Origin of the sequence: Butyricimonas sp., from assembly GCF_019423355.1 — a bacterium.
Classification (GTDB): Bacteria; Bacteroidota; Bacteroidia; order Bacteroidales; family Marinifilaceae; genus Butyricimonas; species Butyricimonas faecihominis.
Genome location: NZ_JAHZBP010000005.1, coordinates 136754 through 157665 on the forward strand (window position 1 = coordinate 136754; position 20912 = coordinate 157665).

A 20912-nucleotide genomic window follows, 5' to 3' on the forward strand; every position below is an offset into this window, starting at 1 on the left:
TTTAATTTATTTTATATATTTGTAACTGCAAGGTGATAATTACATTCATAATGTAAAAAAGAGTAAGTAAATTATTTCGATAAATGAATAAAACCATGACAAAAGAAGAGTATGTAGCTTCTATAAGAGAGCTGGAAGAAATTATAACCAAATATCGGGAGCAGGAAAAACGACTGAAAGAGCAGTATATTAACGAAAACAAGCTGTTTGAGGTGAATGAGAAGGTGAAAATTACAACTCCTGCCTTCCGGCGGGCTATCCCAGACGAAAATGGTCGAAGATATATGGACGAGGAATGTAAATACGGGTTTGTGGAAGATTATGAGGTTGATAATCAGGGAAATATTAAGTATATTTTGGCTAGAATGAATGCAACTGGAAAGAAATCACAACATCGCACCTATTACACGGATCTGGACGTACTTGAAAAGGTGAAAGAGTAATTACGGCAGATGCAAATTAACATGAATAGCTTTAAGATGAAGTTTCTAAAATACTGGAATCCATAATAATGCAAAAATGATGTTATTCCAAACATAAAATTAGAAAATATTCTGACTTTTCTATTTTAAAGTTTGGATTAAAGTATACCTTTGTGGCTGAGTTCATAAAAATGAAACAATTAATACATCAAAAGGAATAAAATAAAGTTATTGTCATGCTGAATATTGCATTGTTTGGCCCTCCGGGAGCCGGAAAAGGTACTCAGGCGAAAAAGATCGTTGAAAAATACAATCTAGCGCATCTGTCAACAGGAGAGATGATTCGTAAAGAGATTGCCGAAGGTTCGGATTTTGGTAAAATGGCTGCCGGGATTATTAATAAAGGCGAGTTATTATCTGACGAGTTTGTGGTTGCGTTAATCGAAAACAGCATCGAACATCACAAAAACGTGGATGGTTTCCTGTTTGACGGGTTTCCCAGAACGGTGAGACAAGCTGAAATTCTTGATGAGATGCTGGCTAAGACGGGACACCCGTTAAGTGCATTGGTGAGTATCGATGTGCCTCATGACGAGTTAATGCGCCGGATGTTGGAACGTGCTAAAATCGAGGGACGTGCCGATGATAACGAGGAAGTGATTGAAAATCGTTTCCGCGAGTACCGGGCAAAGACATTACCTGTTGCCGATCACTATAAGGTTCAGAAAAAGCATTTCTCTGTGAACGGTCATGGTTCGGTAGATGACGTGTTCGAGTCGATAACAAAGATTCTCGAAGAGGTACGGTAAAACGGATCAAGAAGAAGAGATTGAAAGGATGTTTGCGAGAACATCCTTTTTATTTTAAACTCTAGACTCCTTTAAACTTTCTTCGAGTAGCGCCATTGTAAAATTAGGAATAGTAGCCCGGGAACAAAAATGATGACGGCTGTTGCTTGTAATGCGATAGAGAGGGAATACAGGTCATGCAGCCAGCCCACTAACGGGGCCATGGCCGCAAACATAAGCCGGATAACGAAGTTACGGATGGAAAGTACGGTTGCCCGCATTTCGGAGAAGGTAATTTGGTTGATGTATCCTTTCAATATAGGAGTGGCGAATCCTCTCACGATGTAAAAGAAGAACAGGCATATCAAACCAACGTAAGATATGTTGAAAGCGACCGCAATATACCCGCTCACGATAAAAAATAGGATAAAAGCGTACATTCGCAGACTTCCCAGACGTTGATCCAGTTTATCGGAATAGAGCGCTGAGATGCCGACGGTGAGATTCAGTATTGTCCAGATGATCCCGAACCAGGACGTGGGGGTATCCAGTTCTATTAACAGGGGTTGAACGAACCAAGCCATGGTCAGCGTGGCGGCACCGATCACGCCGGAAAACATGATGTTGTAGCACAGTTCCTTGTTCGTGAAAAGGGAGTATTGAATGATTTTCACGATATTGGCAAACGAATTCTTGATTCTGGTTTTAGCTGCGTGTTCGGTTAGGGCCATGGCTGCCGGGATACCGATAAAAGCGATTCCACTCTGTGCGTAGAAAGGAAATCGGAGAGAATAAACAGCCAACAGCCCGCTGAAAATCCCGGCAAATGCTTCCGAGAAATTCCCTACCATGGTAACTCGTCCCTCGTATTTCAAATAAGCGTCTTCCTTTTTATAATATAGCATTGTATCATAAAGTAAGGCGGAGTCAGCTCCGGACACTAGGCTCTGTCCGAATCCGAGCAAAATTTCCGAGAGGAAAAACGCCGTGAAAGTGTCGGAAATCGAATAGTTGGTGAATCCCAAGAAACAGAATATGCAACCTGCAATCAAGCAATTCCTTCGTCCCCACACGTCGGCTAAGTAGCCTGTCGGTATTTCCAAGGACACCATGGCGATGGAATAGACGCTCTTCAGAATAAATATATCTGCCAGATCCAGTCCACATTCCTTGTAAAACAGCACGATGATAGGCATCACTAGGGTAAACCATTTGGAAACCTTGATCAAGTAAAGTGCTATTATATTTTTTTTGAACGACACGTGATTTCTGTTTTTCTATTCGGAAGACAAAAGTAGTTTAAAATTAAGAATAAACGAAGTGATTAGAATCTAAAATCAAAAAGCTCCTTTTTGTTTCAGTTTTCATCAAAAAGCGTTATTTTTGTTTCCAAATTTAAAACATAAATCACTAATCAAGTAAAAAATAAGTTTGCCATGGCAATACAGAAAATTGATGACATCTACGAGTTACTGAAGGGAAATACCCAAAAAAAGCGTTTGGTTGTAGCTTACGCTAACGACAGTCACTCTATCGAGGCTGTGAATAAAGCCGTTGAAATGGGTATTGTTGAAGCCACCTTATGTGGTGATGAAAACGAGATTAGGAAAGTGTGTTCCGAGCATGGTTTTGACATCTCTCGTTTTAAGATTGTACACGAACCGGTGGACACGAAAGCGGCTGCTAAAGCTGTTCAAATGGTACGTGATAAGGAAGCTGACTTCATCATGAAAGGATTGGTAAGTACTGATAAATATATGCGCGCTATCTTGAACAAGGATTGCGGTTTGTTGCCCCCGAAAGCCACGTTGTCTCACGTTGTTGTGATGGAGTGTCCGAATTACCACAAGTTGTTGGTGTTCAGTGATGCTGCTATTATTCCGGCCCCGGATTTCAGCCAGAAAATGGCAATCGTGAAGTATGTTACCCAGATTGCCAACGCTCTTGGTGTTCAGCGCCCGAAAGTTGCCATGATTTCAGCCACGGAACAAGTACTTCCGAAAGTGGAGTCTACCACGGATGCTGCCATTCTTGCCAAGATGGGAGAGAGAGGTCAGTTAGGTAATATTGACATCGACGGACCGTTAGCTCTTGACGTGGCTATTGATAAAGAGGCTGCCGAGATCAAGAAAATCAAATCTCCGGTTGCGGGAGATGCGGACTGCTTGGTATTCCCGAATATCGAGTCCGGTAATGTGTTCTACAAAACGAACACGAAATTGGCTAACGCTCGTCAAGGTGCGATCCTTGTAGGTGCCACCGCCCCGAGTGTGTTGTCTTCCAGAGGTGACAGCGTGGATGCAAAGCTGAATTCTATCGCGTTGGCTGCTCTTTTTGCAAAGTAAGATAAGTTAGATACAAGTGAAAAGCCGAAGTTGTTGTATTAACACTTCGGCTTTTCTGAATTATTTAAACAACTAAGAACACAGGCTTATTCATTTTCTTCCGTGATGACGATTTTAATAATCTCGTCTCCTTGGCGGATGGCATCAATCACTTCTAATCCCTCGTAAACTTGGCCGAAACACGTGTGGCGTCTATCTAGGTGAGCCGTATTTCTGCGGTTGTGACAAATAAAGAATTGAGATCCCCCGGTATCCCGTCCGGCGTGAGCCATGGATAGGACCCCCCGATCATGATACTGGTTATCCCCGTTTAACTCACATTTGATGGTGTAACCCGGTCCTCCGGTTCCGTCACCTCTAGGACAACCGCCTTGGATCACGAAATCCGGGATGACCCGATGAAACGTTAATCCATCATAAAAGCCTTCTCTGGCTAGTTTTACAAAATTGGCAACGGTATTCGGCGCGTCTTTTTCGAAAAAAAGAACCTTCATAACACCTTTTTCTGTGTGTATTTCTGCTCTGTACATTACGAAATTGGTTTTGAATTATTGCAAACAAATGTAGGGTATAATCCTAATGAATGCAAGCTGTCCAAGTTTATTTAACGCATTTTCTGTTATTTGCATATAGTTAAAAAAAGAGGTGTTTTCGGGAATTTAACAACCTGAAAGATCAAAAATATCAGTATGTATTTAAAAACTTCGTCGTATATTCGCGTACGATTAAAAATAGAGAGTATGACGTGTTGTAATAGCAGACGAAAACCGGAATGGTTGAAGATTAAATTACCGAAAGGACAGAGTTCCACGGAGGTTTTAAATATAGTCAGAAAACATAATCTACATACGATATGTACCAGTGGTATGTGTCCCAATCAAGGCGAATGCTGGGGAAACAGAACTGCAACATTTATGATCGGCGGGGATGTATGTACCCGTTCGTGTAAGTTTTGTAACGTGAAAACGGGGCGTCCGGCTCCATTGGACCCGGCAGAACCGGAAAATATAGCTAACTCCGTGAAGTTGCTCGGTTTAAAACATGCCGTGATCACTTCCGTGGACCGGGATGATTTGGCTGATTTGGGGGCAGCTCACTGGGTGAAAGTGATCGAGGCGGTGAAACGGGAGAATCCTGAAACGACAATGGAAGTGCTGATTCCGGATTTTCAGGGAAGACAGGAACTCGTGCAACAGGTGATTAATGCTCGTCCGGAAGTGATTTCTCATAATCTGGAGACGGTGAGAGAATTGTCGGATGGCGTACGTAGCCGGGCAAAATATGATATTTCTTTACAAGTGATCCGTCAGGTTTCGGAATCGGGTATCGTTTCCAAATCCGGTATTATGCTGGGATTAGGGGAGACTCGTGAACAAATTCTTCAGACGATGGATGATTTGCTGGCAGTCGGGTGTAAAGTAATGACTATCGGTCAGTACCTGCAACCGTCCGAGGCGAATCTCGAAGTAAAAGAGTACGTGACACCGGAGACCTTTAAGGAATACGAGCGTATAGGGTTGGAAAAAGGGTTCCGTTACGTGGAGAGCGGTCCGTTGGTTCGCTCTAGTTACCACGCGGAAAAGCATGTGAGATAAGTTATGAAACGTACACGATTAATTGATCTAGGAGTGGCGAGCTATATGCCCGTGTGGCAACAACAGGAAGAGTTGCACAAGGGGATTATTGCCGCGAAGTTAAAGGGTGAGGACACGGAGAATTGTATGATTTTCGTGGAACATAATCACGTGTACACGTTAGGGAAGAGCGGGAACGAGGCGAATATGCTGATTAGTGCCATTCAGTTGCAGGCGGCTCATGCTGAATTCGTGAAGGTAAATCGAGGTGGGGATATTACATATCATGGCCCCGGACAATTGGTTGTGTACCCGATTATTGATATGGCTAATTTTGGCGTGGGGGTGAAGGAGTACGTGGATTTGTTAGAAGAGGTGGTTATTCGTACCGTGGGAGAGTTCGGGATTACCGGGGAACGGTTGGAAGGAGCCACGGGGGTATGGTTGGATGCACATACTTCTAGGGCTCGCAAGATATGTGCGATCGGGATTAAATGTTCCCGTTACGTGACGATGCATGGTTTCGCGTTGAACGTGAATACGGATTTGAATTATTTCAATTATATCAACCCCTGCGGATTCGTGGATAAGGGGGTGACTTCTATCTCGAAAGAGGTGGGGACAGAGGTTCCCGTGGCGGAAGTGAAAGCGGTCGTGAAGAAGTATTTCGAGGAACTCTTCGGGATGGATTTTTACACGTTTTAATACAATTTGGCGGGAAATGTCATACACTTCCCGTCGTGTATCTATTCTTGTTTATTTTAATGTAATGTGCTTATTTCTCCCGTTATCCTTTTTTGACACGTGATACTCTGTTGAATGTATGTAAGTTAGAAATAACTTGAATGTCAAGGAGTATTTTATCTCTGTTTTTTATTTGAAGTTTGTCGATAATTTCATTATATTCGTAGTATGAATTAACCAATAAACAAAAATTGACAGAGCGGAATGAAGAATAATATTGAGGTCGAAATATGTACTTTTTCTTTGGAATCATGCTTGAATGCCCAGTTGGCAGGGGCATCCCGGGTGGAACTGTGTTCCGGGATGTATGACGGGGGAACAACCCCGTCTGCGGCTATGATTCGCATGGCCCGGGAAAAGTTATCTATACAACTTTACGTGATGATTCGCCCGAGGGGAGGCGATTTTCTTTATTCCGATTTAGAGTTCGAGGTGATGAAGGAGGACATCCGGTTTGCCAAAGAGTGCCGGGCGGATGGTGTCGTGTTGGGTATCTTGAATGCAGACGGTTCGGTTGACGTACAACGTACGCGGGAACTGGTCGAATTGGCGGCTCCTTTAAAGGTAACGTTTCACAGGGCGATAGATATGACTCGAAACATGGAAGAGGCCTTGGAGGGGATCATTCAGGCCGGATGTTACCGGGTTTTAACATCGGGAGGACGCAACACGGTAAGCGAGGGAATGGAGCAAATTAAAGCCTTGGTGGAGCAGGCGAAAGGGCGTGTGCAAATTATGGCCGGAAGTGGTGTAAATGCCGCGAATGCCAACACGTTAATAACATTAGGGGTGGATGCTATTCACTTGAGTGGGAAAAGTAGTCGGGACAGTGAAATGGAATTCCGTAACCCGAACGTGTTCATGGGCGGGGTTTCGGGACTACCGGAATACGAGCAATATTACAGTGATGTTGAGAAAATAAAAGCAGTTTTAGACAACGTGAAATTTAGAATATAAAATTCAGGGTGTGACGTTCATTCTATGTTTTACATTCTAGATTCTAAATTCAATATATGCGAACATTTGTAGAGAAGATATTAAATGCCGAACGTGGGAGCATCGTGGTCCGTGAACCGGATTATGTGATGAGTCATGATAATTCGGCACGGGTTAGGTTTTTGTTTGAACGAATTCATGGTACCCGAGTATACAATCCTTCCCAGTTGGTGATAGTGCTGGATGGAAAGGTGTCTGGGTTAGTCAACGAATTATCCTTGGAATATAATTCGATACGGGATTTCGTGGAAGAGCAGGGAATAGAGCATTTTTATGACTGTGACCGTGGAATCAGCCACCAGATTATCTCAGAATTGGTACGTCCGGGTATGTTGGTTGCGGGGAGCGATTCTCATACAGCCACGGCGGGAGCGTTCAACACGTTGGCTGTGGGAATTAATAAAACAGAGACGGCCGTGTTATGGAAAACGGGCAAAATGTGGTTTCAGGTGCCTGAAACGGTGAAGATCGTTTTGAAGAATCGTTTGTCGGAAGGAGTGTTTGCTAAAGATTTGGCTTTATGGATCAAGGGAATATTGAGCGAGTTGGACGTGAACGGGCAGGCAATTGAGTATCACGGGGAAGGGGTTTCCTCTTTGTCCATTGATGATCGAATGACAATAGCCAATATTTCCACGGAAATGGGAGTGATCAGTTCGGCTTTTCCCCCGGATGATCGGTTGGCAGACTATTTTAACGAACCGGCAGTGCGGGGTGTTTGGGCGGACGAGGAGGCTGTTTATTCTCGGTTTATAGAGATTGATCTGGCCAGCGTCTTTCCGATGGTATATGACACGAGAAACGATGTTCTTCAGGGAGTGGAGGAACTTGTCGGGTTGAAAATACAGCAAGGACTTATCGGTGCTTGTGCTTCAGGACGGTTGGAGGATTTACGGTTAGTTTCCATGATCTTGGAAGGAAAGCGTATTGCCAACGGGTTCCAATTGTTCGTGGTTCCGGCTTCTAGGAGTATATATTTACAGGCTGTTGAAGAGGGTATTATTGATAAGATTGCACAGTCCGGAGCCATCGTTCTTGGCTCCAGTTGTGGGCCTTGCTTGGGAGTGGGACACGTGGCGTCTGCCGGAAATAGCCGTTTTATCTCTACTGCCAATAGTCGGTATATCGGAAGTTCGAATCATTCCGGTGTTGAAAAATATATAGCCTCTCCGGCAACCGTGGCTATGACTGCGTTGCGAGGAGAACTAACATCAATAATACACTTCGAGGGCGCACGGTATAAATATAAAGCTCCCCGGATAGAACCAGTCGTGTTGGAAGGGTATGATTATCGTAAGAGTAACGGGGTGTGGAATTACGGGGATATAGATAATATATCAAGTAACCAGATATTTGCGGAAAAATTGATGTATCGCTTGACCCTTGAACAGGTGGAGGAGATTAAACCTTACTTGTTTGGAGGATTGGATCCGAATTTCGCTTGCGACGTGAAACCGGGAGATATTATTATCGCCGGGGAGAACTTCGGGTGTGGTCAACTGGTGAAACATGCAGCGACGGGATTGGTAGCCGTGGGGGTAAAACTGGTGATTGTAAAATCTGTGAACTGGGATTTTTACCGTATGGCTATTAATCACGGGTTACGGATTCTTGTTGATTGGGCCGTGGTGGATGCTTACACGTCAGGGGAACAACTGGCAATAGATGATGAAAATCATTTATTGTATTTGAACAAGAGAGCGTATAAGCTCCCTTATGTTGATGCGGAGTTTCAAGAAATCCTCGAAAAAGGAGGATTAATAAATACCTTTTCTTAAATAAGAAAAGGTTATTGATATTCATGTGTGTGTTGTTTTTTTCTGTTCCGGGGTGCCGGAATGGGGAAGAGGGCAATCCTTTCGAGGATTGCCCTTATTTATTTTTGGGCGTAAAGCCTAAAACAGCGGGATATGGTAAATTAGCCCGATGGATAAAGTTGATGTAGAGTAGTTCTCGGCTCCTAATGTTTTGGCCTTGTCCGTGAATCGATAAGAACGTCCGATGTACGATGCGAAGAAATGTAGATTTTCCGTGGTGGGATAGTATTCGATGCCACCGAAATACCCGTAAGCCGTCCGGTATTTGCCTTTCTCCAGTTGATCGGAATGCTTGTAAACAGAGGCATTTTCGTACATTCCTTTCACGAAAATATTCCATTTGGGCTGGAAACGATAGTTTAATTTGGTGACCCAAGATTCGTAACGAGCATTTTTGATGCAATCTGCCTCTCCTTGAAGTCGGTAGAGGCTTGAAATAATACCTCGGTTATCCAGTTCTTCATCGGAAAGGTAGAAATCGAGGTACATGTTGAACTTTCCCAGATCTAATTCGTTACCGATGGCATAAAAATGATTGTTATATCCTTTTGCCAGACTGAGCAAGGAATATGACCAACGGGTTCTAAATTTATCGCTGAAGAAATTGCCGTTCCAGTTGGCCGTGTAAGCGAGGGGCGCACGACTTTCTTCCACGTCTTCCGGGAGTTGCCCGTAAATATCATCCATGGAAGCCGTCCGGCTGTTCACGACTTGTAAGGCTATTTCTTGGGTAGGGGTGACTTGATAAGAGAACGTGATTCCGGTCATGAAATCGAAGAGCATGTAATCGATCATGTCACTGTACTGGTAGATTTCAATCGGATCCAGATCATATTCGAACCCCCCGTATGCTGCCGCCTGTTTCCCGATGGAGGTGACAAACTGATCAGTCAGGCGTACAGAGATCATGGCATAATCGATGGAGGAGGGAAGGTTATCCAGTGCGTGGGGCGTGTTACTGCTGTTCAGGCGTTGACGCCAACGGTAAGAAAGCCAGTCATTGATGTCCCCCCGGGCTTCTAATCGAAGCTGGTTCATTTTGAAGGCTGCTTGCTCGAATGTTCCGTCTGTGAATGCACCGTTGAATGTGGCTTGCATGTGCAGTTTCAGGTTAAAAATATTATTCTTTTTTTCGATGTTCGATATTCTTTCAAAAAGAGAGCGCCCGTTTGTCGTGTCGTTTAGATGGGATAACAGACCTTGGGCTGACAGACTCTGTAATGATAGTGCTAATAGCGTGATTAGTAATAGTTTTTTTCTTTTCATTGTTATCGGATTAAAAAAACTAAAAGCTGGAGATCGTTCGAAAACAGCCTTCCAGCTTTTAGTGGTTACTTACTGATTGTATCTTATTTCAAGGTACCTTCTTCTGCTTGTTTGATCATGTTCGCGCTTGCCGTGATATATACTTCGACACGACGGTTTTTAGCACGTCCTTCTGCTGTACTATTGTCGGCTACCGGTTGATCGAATGCTAGGCCTTCCGTGGTGATTCTGTTGCGGGCAATCCCGTTTCCAACTAGGAAGTTTGCAACAGCTTCCGCACGTTCTTTGGATATTCTTTCATTTACGGCACGGGTTCCGGTGTTATCCGTGTGGCCGTAGATCGTGATGTCTGTTTCCGGAGAGTTCTTTAACGACGTGGCAAATTTCGTCAAGGCATCTCTGGAAGATGAACTTAATTGGCTAGAGTTCGTGGCGAACAATATGCCGTTATCAAAAGTTACTTTAATGGCTTGTAGGTCATTTGCATCTGTAACAGTTTCAACCTGAGCCCCTTCAATGGCTTCTAACTCTTTTTTCTGCTTATCCATCTTTCTGCCGATTAAAGCCCCGGTTCCAGCTCCAACAGCTCCTCCCACGGCAGCCCCAATGGCAGCTCCCTTACCTTTACCAACCAAGGCTCCGATACCGGCTCCAAGTGCGGCTCCACCACCGGCCCCGATGGCAGCGCCTTTGCCCGTGTTACTCATGGATGCACATCCTGAAAAAATAATGCTTGCGCTTAATACTAAAATAGTGAGTAGATTAGTTTTTTTCATAGTAATAGTTTTGTTTCTAAATTTAGATTGTAAATCTTTGCTCTAATATGCTACAAAAATAACACTCGTTAAAACAATTTCAAAATAAAATGAGATAAATCAAAAGAGGGAATATATTTGAATATTCCCTCTCGTAATTGTATCATTTCTTGTTTGTTAGAACATCGGTAATTGGTATATAAATCCGACTTCCAATCTTTGCGTGTTGTATCCTTTTTGAGCGGCACGATCAGTAAATTTGTAAGAACGTCCCACGAAGGTACAGAAGAAATGCAGGTTGCTGTCTTCTAACGGGTAGTATTCGATACCGGCCAAGTAACCGTAAGAAGTACGATAGTTTCCTTTTTCGATGTCACCACGTGTTTTTGACACGGAGGCCGTTTCATACATTCCCTTCACGAAAGCATTCCATTTCGGTTGGAAACGGTAGTTTACTTTTGTCACCACGGATAGGTATTCTGCATCAAGTGCATTGTGACCGTCAAGAAGAGCGGCATCTTTGTTTTCTAGCATACCGGTAATGATACCTTTTCGGTCGATTTGTTCGTCAGAATACATGAAGTCTACAAACATATTTACTTTTTTAGAGAACGTGAAATCGTTACCTAAAGCATAATAATACATTTGCTTATCTTTTGTTTCGGACATCACGGATGCTGACCAACGAGTTTTATAGATTCCATCGAACAAGTTACCATTCCAGTTTAACGTGTACAAGAGTGGGGCACGGCTTTTTTCAAATCCGGGACCGTATGTTTCATCCTGAGAACCGTTACGGCTATCCAAAATTTGGAATTGAAGTTGATGGTTGTCACAAATCTGGTAAGCGATGTTCAAACCGGTCATGAAGTTACTCATGTTCTCGATCATATCGCTATATTCGTAGATTTCGATCGGGTTCAAGTCGAATTCGATACCACCATAAGCGGCACATTGTTTTCCGGCAAAGAATGAGAACTGGTCATTTAATTTTACCCCAATACCTGCGATGTCAATGGAAGTAGGCATATTGTCGATATTGTTACCACCGTTGTTCCCACGGTTCAGACGTTGTCTCCAGCGATAGGACAACCAAGGAGTGATGTTACCTTTTGCTTCAATACGGAATTGACGCATCTTGAATGCAGCCTCGCTCAATCCGCTTTGGTCATAGTTGAAACTGGCATCAAAAGAACCTTGCATGTTCAAATAGAAGTTGAACCAGTCCATTTTTTTCTCTATTTGGGTTACTCGTTCGAAAAGAGTCTTTTCGTTCGTGGCATTTTGTGCGAAAGCACCTGCTGCGCAACCCATAACAAGTATTAATAAAGCTAATTTTTTCATGTTCTGCGTTTTGATAAAAATATAATTTCCTAATTTCTAGTTATTATAACTAGAATTACAAATGGAATAAAGCACCAAGTCCTGTTTTAAAGGACTCGGGTGCTTTTATGAATTAATATTCGTTGAAATATTGTTGGATCTGTTTCCAATCGTTAGTCTTAGTCAAAGCTAACATCAAGAGGATTCTTGATTTTTGCGGGTTCAATTCTTGAGAAGCGATGAATTTGTATTGATTGTCATCTACTTCAGCGTCAAGCGTGGTCGGTCCTGTCGGCACACGGGTTGAACGTACGATAAGAATTCCCTTGTTACGTGCGTTGATTAATTCCGGGAACACGTTTTTGTGGATGTTTCCGTTACCTAATCCGGCGTGGATAATTCCCTTGTAACCGCTATTAGCCATCATTTTAACAACGTCACCTTCCATGTTTGAATAGCTGTACACGATGCCCACTTTCGGAAGAGAGTTCAGGTTCGTTACATCAAATATGGATTGGCTGGTGTGTTTTTTTAACGGAGATTGATTGTAGTATACTTTGCCGTTGTAAACATAGCCAAGGGCTCCTGAATTCGGTGCTTGGAATGTTTGAACATCAATCGTGTTCATTTTTAAAACACTGTGAGCCCCGAGAATAATACCATTCATGGAAACTAAAACTCCTTTACCCATGGATTCTTTTGCTCCTGCAACAACCACGGCATTGTATAAGTTTAACGGACCGTCAGCGCTAAGAGCGGTAGAGGGACGCATGGCACCTACAAGTACAACCGGTTTGTTACTTTTCACGACAAGATTCAAGAAATAGGCGGTTTCTTCCATCGTGTCGGTTCCGTGGGTGATCACGATTCCGTCAATGTCTTTTCTTGCCAATAATTTGTTGATTGTTTTGGCAAGTGTCAACCACACGTCATCCGTCATATCCTGTGAACCGATCTTAACGATTTGTTCTCCGGTTACATTGGCTATTTTCTGAATTTCGGGTACAGCCGATAAAAGTGTACCGATGGCAACCTGTCCGGCTGTGTAATTGGTCCCGGTTGAAGAAGCTCCGGTTCCGGCGATCGTACCTCCTGTTGCCAGAATATGGATGTTAGGCAACTTTTGTGCGAACGTGGTCGCAACAGAGAATAGCACTAGGGCTACCAGCAAACTTAAATTCTTAAACATTTTCATAACCTGTAATTTAAAATTTACTTATAATTAGAGTATTTAAAAAATCTGTATAAAGAGCAGTCCAAGTCCAACGGCCACGATGGTCGCGACAAGTCCGGGCATCATGAACGAGTGGTTCAGCACGTATTTGCCGATTCGTGTTGTACCCGTTCGGTCGAAGTTAATGGCGGCTACCACGGTGGGGTAGTTCGGGATAAAGAAATACCCGTTGACGGCCGGGAACATGGCGATCAGCATGTAAGGCGATATTCCCAAGGCTATGCCGAGAGGCATGAGCGCCCGGACGGTAGCGGCTTGGCTGTACAACAGAATAGACATCACGAACAGGGCTATACCGAATAACCAAGGCATTTGTCTGACAACTTCTTCAATAGAAGATTTTAATTCTGCCATGTTGCCTTGCAAGAAAGTATCTCCCATCCACGCGATTCCGAAGATGGCTACTACCGCTTGCATACCGGCCCCGAAGACGGAACCTTGTGCGGCTTTTAATCCGTCTGTACGAGTTACTAATAATATGATAGCTGCCGCGGATAACATTAATATTTCAATGATAGATGGCATGTCTAATAATACTTGTTCGCCATTGACCATGAATGAAGGACGCATGGTATCAAACGAACCGAATAGCACGATGAATACCGTGGCAATGATGAAAACAAAAACAGACAGGCTTGCTCTTCTCTGGTTGGCAACGTCTTTCAGTTCGTATTTCTTGTCATTGAACACGCCTTCTTTCAAACGTTTTTGATATTCTGGGTCATCAACGAGTTCTTTCCCGACTTTCATGGAGAAGAAGGCACCAACGAGTACACCGATTAGCGTGGCGGGAATCGTGATCTTCAAAATGTCAAACAAACTAATGTCAAAACCGGCTAGCAAGCCCAGTAATGCTACCGTGGCAGCAGAAATTGGACTGGCGGTAATGGCTTGTTGGGAAGCGATCACGGCAATTCCTAGGGGACGTTCCGGGCGAATCTTGGTTTCCGTGGCAACTTCAGCGATTACCGGAAGTACGGAATAGGCAACGTGGCCGGTACCGGCGATAAACGTGAATGCGTAAGTTACTAACGGACTCAGAATCGTAACGTGTGCCGGGTTCTTTCTTAATAAGCGTTCGGCCACCTTGACCATAAGGTCCAATCCTCCGGCTGCCTGCATACATGCTGCCGCGGATATAACCGCCACGATCATAAGCATAACATCAATAGGCGGGGCCGTGGGTTGTAGGCTGAATACGAATGTCAGAATTCCCAATCCAATACCTCCCATGACACCCAGTCCGATACCACCCAAACGCGCTCCGATGATGATTGCTGTTAAAACGAAAGCTAGTTGTAAAATCATCTCATCTATTTATTTAAAGTTTTATTTTTCAATCATTATCAAGTCTACACGATATATCCTACGGTTATCCCGAAATGAATGTTTCACTTTTCGCAAAATAAATGAAACTTATAGTTATTAATTTAAAATCTGTATAAATACGGATAGTCGTTCATATCCTCTTTATTTAAACTTTTATAGGTGATACAAAATTTAAGCCAAAAGTGTTACTTTTGCTCTAAAATTTAACATTTATGCAAGATTTATACCTGTTTAATCCGGATAATGAAATTTCAATAGCCAATGGGACAAATGGTTACACGCCAAAGGCGAATATTTCGATTATGGCCGGTGATCTGGCGTTTTTATCTGCATATTTGACAGGAAAAGGGGATTACGTGTTGGTGACGAAGATGCCGGACTTCGATTTTATGAAAAGTCGAAAAGAAATTTTTGGTCTGGATTGTAAACCGATCATCTGGGAAAAAGCTCAATTACTTTCTTTTAACGAGATAAAGCCTTGGGGATGGAGTCCCCGGGTGCACAATTTGTTGAAAGATTTGAAAAGTCGTTGTAACGAGCAGTTCAGGGAGAGTGTCATGTCAACGTGGAGTGATGAACGGAGGGATTTATATAGCAGGCGAATGGCTGCCACTTGTTTGGCTGAGATGGTACGGGCTATTCCCTGTATAGGGGAGGATATTATTCCTCGTGAATGTAACACGTTGGCAGGAATCAGGTTGTTGTCGGAAAAGGAAGATATCGTGGTGAAAGCTCCTTGGTCCTCTTCCGGTAAAGGTATTCTTTTTATCCCGAAAGGACAGATGACGTGTAAAGAAGAGGAAGTTTTATCCGGTATCTTGCGTAAACAAGGGTACGTGATGGTGGAAAAAAGATTGAATCGGGTGCTGGATTTTGCCATGGAGTTTGAAATGGACTGTTTATTTTACCTGAATTTTCTTGGGTATTCTGTTTTTCAAACAAGTCGGCGGGGGGAATACGAAGGGAACAGGGTGGCATCGAATTCTAGTTTGGAAGGGATGATTGCAAAATATACGGGAACGGGGTTCTTACATGAAATCCGTGAACAGTTGGAAAAGGTGGTGATGACGGTGTTTCATGGGAAATACGTGGGATACTTGGGGGTGGATATGATGATATACGAGGACGAGTCGGGAGAATTTGGTGTGCAGCCTTGTGTCGAGATAAATCTGCGTTATAACATGGGAATCGTTTCAATTGCTTTGCAGCGTTATTTACAAGAGGGTGTTGAGGGTGTTTTTAATATTCGCTTTTCTCCCCAAGCGGGAGAAATCATGCAATCGGTGGAGAAGAATAGAGAGGTGCATCCCTTGCTGATGGAGGCGGGACGAATCGTGTCCGGATATATAAATTTAACACCGGTATCTCATGAATCACGCTTTGTGGCCGAATTGTATACAAAAAGGAGTTTAGAGCCTACTAATTTTAGATTTTAGATTTTAGATTCCAGCCGTGCGGGGCCGACGCTTTGACTACCCCCACCGGCTCCCCCTTACACAGGGGGAGAGACGGACGCAAGAAATCGTATCAATATTTCAATGTAGCGCATCCTCCCCCTGTGTAAGAGGGAGTTAGTGGGGGTAGTTGGGAAGTGAAAACTAAAAGCTAAAAGATAAAAACTAAAAGTTGAAAGTTAAAAAGCGTAGGCTCGTGCGGCTGGAATCTAAAATTTAAAATTTAAAATCTAAAATTAATCTAGGGTTTTGCATCCCTTCTCCCGGGGTTTTCCATGCCCGTTGCATGACGGAGGGGCGACTATTGGGTGGCTGTTAGGCGCCATCGCCCGATTGTCGCCCGATGCTCGCCCGATTATCGCCGCCATTTTAACAGATGGAAAACAAAAATAACATATTCGAATACCCCGTCAAGAGGACTAATAACGAGGCTATTCACGCTCAAGAATAAAATTTCGGGCTACTATATCCCCGGTAGAGGCCCGGGATAAGGGATACATCAGCTGTTCCAGTATTTTATATATTCCCATTTTATTCTATCCTTTTCCAAACAGAAGGGGCAACTATGTTTCAATTATATCAACCTCACGCTAAATAAAAAGTTTGTAAACTTTATGAACTTTTATAGAGAAAATAAAGAAAATTTTATTCTCTTTGTTGTTGATAAAAGGATCAGGCACTAAATTTATAGATAAGCATGCATACGAAAATGAAAGGTGAAGGTATCAAGGGGCTTTTTATTGAGCAAATTGTTCCGGTCATGGAAAGGCATGGCTATCATTTCATGAAGGCTAAGAATGTATTTGTTTATGAAGATCGTGAATGGAAGAACGAGTGTATTCTTCGATTCACGAATTGGGAGAATGATCAGTTGTCTTTGCGCACGGAGTACTTTGTAACTTGTAAGAAAGTCAGTCAATTATATAAGGAGGCTATATCGGAAAAGGATTGTATGCCTATTTGTGGCGTGCTGGATGTCGGGTGGGCTTACAAGTACTTGGGGATACCTTTGGATGATAAGCCTTGGTTTCAGATGAAAATAGCAAAACTTCATTCACTTGTGCAGAAATGGATCGTGGAATTCGAGAGTGTGGGACTTTCTTTTTTCAAGGAAATGAACGATTATGAGAAGGTTGAGAAAGCCTTGGATATTTTTAATGTTTCCGGTTGGGCTCCTTTGGCCGTGTGGACCGGGGAACGTATTTTGCATGGAATCTGTTTATATTATTTAAATACGTACGACAAGCGGGGGACGTTGGGGTTGTTCGATTTATACCGAGGGAAAATCAATGAAATGGAATATTCCCCGATCCGGGAACAGTTTGAGCGTTTAGAGCGATATATGAAATGTTTGCCCGACAGGCAGCCAATACCCAGAAGAAATGAAGATAAGGAAAGCCAATCTAAATGATGTTAATCTATTGATTGCTCTCCGGTTGGATTTTCTCCGGATGAACGGGGCGAATTTTACGGTGGAGGAACAAATAGCTATCGTTGCACAGATGCGGAAGTATTTCCAAAAGCATATCCCTTTGGGTGATTTTATTGCCTATTTGGCCGAGGAAAACGGACAAGTGGCGAGTGCTGCATACGTGGTTATCGAGGAGAGACCGGCAAATGGTTCATTTATAACGGGGATTGTAGGGAATTTAATAAATGTGCTGACTTATCCCGAGTATCGTCATGCCGGGCTTGCGATGCGGGTGATCGGGGTGTTGATCGAGGAATGTCGTCAATTAGGAGTTTCCGCGATAGATTTGAATGCGACTGAAATGGGACGCAGGGTGTACGAACGATTGGGATTTAAGGTGATGCGTGATGTTGCGATGAGATTGAAGTTGTGAATTGAACTTGTCGGGCGGGAGGTGTTTAATAGTTCGTGTTATTTGAAATTCCGGCATTATAGATGACGATTCAATTGATGTGTTAACGAGAGGAAAATATATCTTAAAACTTTCGATATTATAGCTGATTTTTAATATATTTGTTGAATAATTTAGAGTTGTGTTGATGACATTGCTATATGAAGTCGTTATTCAGAATCGTATATTTTCGAAAGTTTCTTAACGTGGCATTGTTGCCTAGGATTTCTATGGTTCGCAAAAGGGAAAATGGAGGAATACTAACTGTTTCAATGGATGACAGAAGCGTGTTTTGTGGCAAGGATGGAAGGGTTCTGTGTGTGGAATTAATTCATGATAAGAATAGTGAGATAATATTAAGAGCGAGAGCTTTTAGGTATAATATAGAATAAAAATAAATGATATGAGAAATCGGACGATAAGTATTGTCTGTATGTTGTTATGTTTGTTGGGAATAAGCCGGGTGTTTGCCCAACAGGAAGATAATTTGTTACGGCGGGAGTATCAGGTGGCGATGGAGGAACACGTGCAAAATATGATTGCAGCATTATCCATGTACAGTTCGGATATTTATTACGAGAATGAGAACGTGTTGAGGACGAGGCGGGTGAAGTTGATCCGGGTGTTCTTCCGGTCGGAGCAAGCCAAAATGTACGATTTCTTGAAGATCGGGGTGGAAACGCAGGATAATTATCTGGATGTAATGGAGTTTCTAAGGACAATTCCGGTAGTCTTGCCCCGGGTGACGTTTAACATGAGCGTGGAGGAGATTGCCCCGTACGTGCGTTTGGCGAGCGGGGAGTTTAAACTACCGGTAAAGGTTGCCATCACGTTTGTTGACTTGAACACGAATCAAGAGAGAACAATGCCGTCAAGGGTGTATAACGTGTACTACTGGCAGTCAGAAAATGGTAATTTTGCCGTATCCTCGATGGATTTGTTGCGGGAACAGCAACAGACGGTGGTCAGGAACGAGGGCAACGCGAGCGAGTGGATCGCACAAGGAGATAAATATTACAATGCCGAGAATTACACCTCGGCTTTGCCCTATTATAAACAGGCCGCGGAGGCCGGGAATGCTCGGGCAGCGACGATGGTCGGATGGATATACAAGAAAGGACTTGGGGTGACGGAGAATGCGGTAGAGGCGGTGAAATGGTATCGAATGGCAGCAAATGGCGGTAATGCTTCCGGACAGGTGAATCTGGGTGATGCGTATTATTCGGGAGAAGGGGTGACGAAGGATTATAACGAGGCATTTAAATGGTTCATGCAGGCGGCCCAGCAAGGGAATAGTACCGGGCAGAGTTGGCTTGCTATCATGTACCGGTATGGTTTCGGTGTGACGAAGGATGAAACCGAGGCCGTTAAATGGTATCGAAAAGCTGCGGATCAGGGAAGTGATTTTGGCCAGTATTATTTGGCAGAAATGTATGAAAACGGATACGGGGTTGAAAAAAATATGACGGAGGCTAGGAGATGGTATCAGAAAGCGGCTGATCAAGGGTATCAAAAAGCCAAAGATAAGTTGGCCAGTTTGGAGGTTGGTGTATCGGCTTCTGCCAGTGAAATAGGAGATTGGAAGAGCAAGGCTTACAAGTATTATAATGATAAACAGTATCGAGAGGCGATGACGTGGTTCCGAAAAGCTGCCGACGCTGGTGATGCGGGTGCGCAGTACTTTATGGGGGTGATGTATTTTTGTGGGTTGGATGTTGCGAAGGATCATAAGGAAGCCGTGAAATGGTATAAACAGTCGGCTCTCGGTGGTGATATGTACGGGCAATATTCTTTCGGTGAGATGCGTGAGAATGGTTGGGGAATAGAGAAAAATATGGCGGAGGCCAAAACGTGGTATCAGAAATCGGCTGATCAAGGATATGATCGGGCTATCGAGAAACTAAAGGTATTATCGGGGACGACTACAAGTTCTACTTCCGGCAAGACGTACAAGGAATACGAGAAAATGGCGGATGAGTTTTACGATAAAAAGAATTACACGGAAGCATTGAAATATTATAAATTGTCAGCTCCGGGTAATGATGGGGGGGTACTCAATCGTTTGGGGTACATGTATTCGGCGGGTGTCGGTGTTGATGTGAATGCATCGGAAGCGGTGAAATGGTTCCGCAAATCGGCAGAGCAGGGGTATATGATTGGGCAATATAATATGGGATTGATGTACGAGCTGGGAAGAGGTATTGGAAAGGATGTGAATGAGGCGATCCGTTGGTATCGTAAGGCTGCGGATCAAGGGTATCAAAATGCCAAGGATAAGCTGGCAACCCTGTCAGACACGGGAACAACTTTATCTAAGACGGAGATTAAATATTACGTGGATAAAGCGGATAAATATTACAAAGAGAAGAATTTTCAAGAAGCACTGAAGAATTACTTGATAGCCGCGAATGCTGGGGATGATTACGCTCAGAATTGGGTGGGATGGATGTATAAGAATGCAGAAGGGGTGGAGCGGAATTATATGGAATCATACAAGTGGAATATGAAATCGGCTGAGAGTGGAAATGCTTATGCCATGAATAGCTTGGGTATTTTGTTCGAGAACGGGCAGGGGGTGGAGGTAAATCTTCCGAAAGCGGTGGAATGGTACCGGAAAGCTGCAAATGCTGGGAATGTGCATGGACAGTATAATTTGGGACGTATGTATGAAAATGGACGAGGGGTAACGAAGGATATTATTTTGGCTAAACAGTGGTATGAAAAAGCGGCGGCACAGAATAGTAGCGATGCACAGAGTAGTTTGGGAACGATCTATTATAATGGAGAGGGCGTTACCAAGGATTACGCTAAAGCTATGGAGTGGTATCGGAAAGCGGCGGATCAAGGTAATATGTACGGGGAGTTTAACATTGGCTTGCTATATGAATTTGGTTACGGGGTGACCAAGAATTTGGATGAAGCTGCCAAATGGTATCGTCGGGCGGCGAATCGGGGGATGGAACGGGCGAAGACCAAATTGAAGGAGTTGGGACGATAAGTATT

The 20912-nt window shown here is 43.5% G+C and carries 18 protein-coding genes; 11 read left to right on the forward strand and 7 right to left on the reverse strand.

Going from position 1 to position 20912, the window contains the following annotated elements; all coding sequences use genetic code 11:
- Window positions 1-95: 95 nt before the first annotated feature.
- Entirely contained in the window at window positions 96-443 is a 348-nt protein-coding gene (locus QVC79_RS08585) for a hypothetical protein (protein ID WP_124318508.1), read from the forward strand.
- A 215-nt stretch (window positions 444-658) separates the two neighbouring features.
- Window positions 659-1231, forward strand: a complete 573-nt coding sequence (locus QVC79_RS08590; protein ID WP_124318369.1) for an adenylate kinase — start codon at window positions 659-661, stop codon at window positions 1229-1231.
- 71 nt (window positions 1232-1302) lie between these two features.
- Here QVC79_RS08590 and QVC79_RS08595 read toward each other — a convergent pair whose 3' ends face one another.
- The gene (locus QVC79_RS08595) at window positions 1303-2406 is read right to left on the reverse strand and encodes an MFS transporter (RefSeq protein WP_270594171.1); all 1104 of its coding nucleotides are present in this window, start codon (window positions 2404-2406) and stop codon (window positions 1303-1305) included.
- Between the two features lie 240 nt (window positions 2407-2646).
- Here QVC79_RS08595 and QVC79_RS08600 point away from each other — a divergent pair, with 240 nt between their 5' ends.
- Window positions 2647-3555, forward strand: coding sequence for a bifunctional enoyl-CoA hydratase/phosphate acetyltransferase (locus QVC79_RS08600; protein WP_270594140.1), 909 nt, complete (start codon window positions 2647-2649; stop codon window positions 3553-3555).
- Between the two features lie 86 nt (window positions 3556-3641).
- Here the strand turns inward: QVC79_RS08600 and QVC79_RS08605 are convergent, their stop codons facing one another.
- Window positions 3642-4085 (reverse strand): peptidylprolyl isomerase, encoded by a 444-nt coding sequence (locus QVC79_RS08605; RefSeq protein ID WP_027200235.1) that lies wholly within the window; start codon window positions 4083-4085, stop codon window positions 3642-3644.
- Window positions 4086-4295: 210 nt separating this feature from the next.
- Here QVC79_RS08605 and lipA point away from each other — a divergent pair, with 210 nt between their 5' ends.
- From lipA to QVC79_RS08625, 4 genes are all read left to right on the forward strand, one after another.
- Window positions 4296-5150, forward strand: coding sequence for a lipoyl synthase (lipA, locus tag QVC79_RS08610; protein WP_124316189.1), 855 nt, complete (start codon window positions 4296-4298; stop codon window positions 5148-5150).
- A gap of 3 nt (window positions 5151-5153) precedes the next feature.
- Window positions 5154-5834: a lipoyl(octanoyl) transferase LipB gene (gene lipB, locus QVC79_RS08615; RefSeq protein ID WP_124316190.1), complete on the forward strand. Its 681-nt coding sequence runs from the start codon at window positions 5154-5156 to the stop codon at window positions 5832-5834.
- A gap of 243 nt (window positions 5835-6077) precedes the next feature.
- Complete coding sequence (locus QVC79_RS08620; RefSeq protein ID WP_183312847.1) at window positions 6078-6830, forward strand: copper homeostasis protein CutC; 753 nt, start codon at window positions 6078-6080, stop codon at window positions 6828-6830.
- A gap of 56 nt (window positions 6831-6886) precedes the next feature.
- A complete protein-coding gene (locus tag QVC79_RS08625; RefSeq protein WP_124316191.1) occupies window positions 6887-8647 on the forward strand; it encodes an aconitase family protein in 1761 nt (586 codons plus the stop codon).
- Between the two features lie 117 nt (window positions 8648-8764).
- On the opposite strand, the gene QVC79_RS08630 is transcribed toward QVC79_RS08625, so the two are convergent.
- From QVC79_RS08630 to QVC79_RS08650, 5 genes are all read right to left on the reverse strand, one after another.
- Entirely contained in the window at window positions 8765-9952 is a 1188-nt protein-coding gene (locus QVC79_RS08630) for a porin (protein ID WP_270594136.1), read from the reverse strand.
- Between the two features lie 83 nt (window positions 9953-10035).
- On the reverse strand, window positions 10036-10728 hold the full coding sequence (locus tag QVC79_RS08635; RefSeq protein ID WP_124316193.1) for a YiaD family glycine zipper/OmpA-like lipoprotein: 693 nt from the start codon (window positions 10726-10728) through the stop codon (window positions 10036-10038).
- 156 nt (window positions 10729-10884) lie between these two features.
- Window positions 10885-12051, reverse strand: a complete 1167-nt coding sequence (locus QVC79_RS08640; protein ID WP_087420316.1) for a porin — start codon at window positions 12049-12051, stop codon at window positions 10885-10887.
- A gap of 112 nt (window positions 12052-12163) precedes the next feature.
- Entirely contained in the window at window positions 12164-13225 is a 1062-nt protein-coding gene (ansB, locus tag QVC79_RS08645; protein WP_270594132.1) for an L-asparaginase 2, read from the reverse strand.
- Window positions 13226-13261: 36 nt separating this feature from the next.
- A complete protein-coding gene (locus tag QVC79_RS08650) occupies window positions 13262-14572 on the reverse strand; it encodes an anaerobic C4-dicarboxylate transporter family protein (protein ID WP_270594130.1) in 1311 nt (436 codons plus the stop codon).
- Window positions 14573-14805: 233 nt separating this feature from the next.
- Here QVC79_RS08650 and QVC79_RS08655 point away from each other — a divergent pair, with 233 nt between their 5' ends.
- The 4 genes from QVC79_RS08655 (at window position 14806) to QVC79_RS08670 (ending at window position 20907) form a co-directional block, all read left to right on the forward strand.
- Window positions 14806-16029: a hypothetical protein gene (locus QVC79_RS08655; RefSeq protein ID WP_270594127.1), complete on the forward strand. Its 1224-nt coding sequence runs from the start codon at window positions 14806-14808 to the stop codon at window positions 16027-16029.
- A gap of 715 nt (window positions 16030-16744) precedes the next feature.
- Window positions 16745-17458 carry a hypothetical protein gene (locus tag QVC79_RS08660; RefSeq protein WP_087420312.1) on the forward strand — a complete coding sequence of 238 codons (714 nt, stop codon included), beginning with the start codon at window positions 16745-16747 and terminating at the stop codon, window positions 17456-17458.
- Window positions 17430-17891, forward strand: coding sequence for a GNAT family N-acetyltransferase (locus tag QVC79_RS08665; protein ID WP_270594125.1), 462 nt, complete (start codon window positions 17430-17432; stop codon window positions 17889-17891). The genes QVC79_RS08660 and QVC79_RS08665 overlap by 29 nt, the downstream gene beginning before the upstream one ends.
- Window positions 17892-18312: 421 nt before the next feature.
- Entirely contained in the window at window positions 18313-20907 is a 2595-nt protein-coding gene (locus tag QVC79_RS08670; protein ID WP_270594123.1) for a tetratricopeptide repeat protein, read from the forward strand.
- Window positions 20908-20912 lie beyond the last annotated feature (5 nt).

Bases quoted from the DNA above. Each gene is read 5' to 3' on its own strand.
- QVC79_RS08585 (WP_124318508.1), top strand. From the start codon at position 96: ATGACAAAAGAAGAGTATGTAGCTTCTATAAGAGAGCTGGAAGAAATT.
- QVC79_RS08590 (WP_124318369.1), top strand. From the start codon at position 659: ATGCTGAATATTGCATTGTTTGGCCCTCCGGGAGCCGGAAAAGGTACT.
- QVC79_RS08595 (WP_270594171.1), bottom strand. From the start codon at position 2,406: ATGCCTATCATCGTGCTGTTTTACAAGGAATGTGGACTGGATCTGGCA.
- QVC79_RS08600 (WP_270594140.1), top strand. From the start codon at position 2,647: ATGGCAATACAGAAAATTGATGACATCTACGAGTTACTGAAGGGAAAT.
- QVC79_RS08605 (WP_027200235.1), bottom strand. From the start codon at position 4,085: ATGTACAGAGCAGAAATACACACAGAAAAAGGTGTTATGAAGGTTCTT.
- lipA (WP_124316189.1), top strand. From the start codon at position 4,296: ATGACGTGTTGTAATAGCAGACGAAAACCGGAATGGTTGAAGATTAAA.
- lipB (WP_124316190.1), top strand. From the start codon at position 5,154: ATGAAACGTACACGATTAATTGATCTAGGAGTGGCGAGCTATATGCCC.
- QVC79_RS08620 (WP_183312847.1), top strand. From the start codon at position 6,078: ATGAAGAATAATATTGAGGTCGAAATATGTACTTTTTCTTTGGAATCA.
- QVC79_RS08625 (WP_124316191.1), top strand. From the start codon at position 6,887: ATGCGAACATTTGTAGAGAAGATATTAAATGCCGAACGTGGGAGCATC.
- QVC79_RS08630 (WP_270594136.1), bottom strand. From the start codon at position 9,952: ATGAAAAGAAAAAAACTATTACTAATCACGCTATTAGCACTATCATTA.
- QVC79_RS08635 (WP_124316193.1), bottom strand. From the start codon at position 10,728: ATGAAAAAAACTAATCTACTCACTATTTTAGTATTAAGCGCAAGCATT.
- QVC79_RS08640 (WP_087420316.1), bottom strand. From the start codon at position 12,051: ATGAAAAAATTAGCTTTATTAATACTTGTTATGGGTTGCGCAGCAGGT.
- ansB (WP_270594132.1), bottom strand. From the start codon at position 13,225: ATGAAAATGTTTAAGAATTTAAGTTTGCTGGTAGCCCTAGTGCTATTC.
- QVC79_RS08650 (WP_270594130.1), bottom strand. From the start codon at position 14,572: ATGATTTTACAACTAGCTTTCGTTTTAACAGCAATCATCATCGGAGCG.
- QVC79_RS08655 (WP_270594127.1), top strand. From the start codon at position 14,806: ATGCAAGATTTATACCTGTTTAATCCGGATAATGAAATTTCAATAGCC.
- QVC79_RS08660 (WP_087420312.1), top strand. From the start codon at position 16,745: ATGCATACGAAAATGAAAGGTGAAGGTATCAAGGGGCTTTTTATTGAG.
- QVC79_RS08665 (WP_270594125.1), top strand. From the start codon at position 17,430: ATGAAGATAAGGAAAGCCAATCTAAATGATGTTAATCTATTGATTGCT.
- QVC79_RS08670 (WP_270594123.1), top strand. From the start codon at position 18,313: ATGAGAAATCGGACGATAAGTATTGTCTGTATGTTGTTATGTTTGTTG.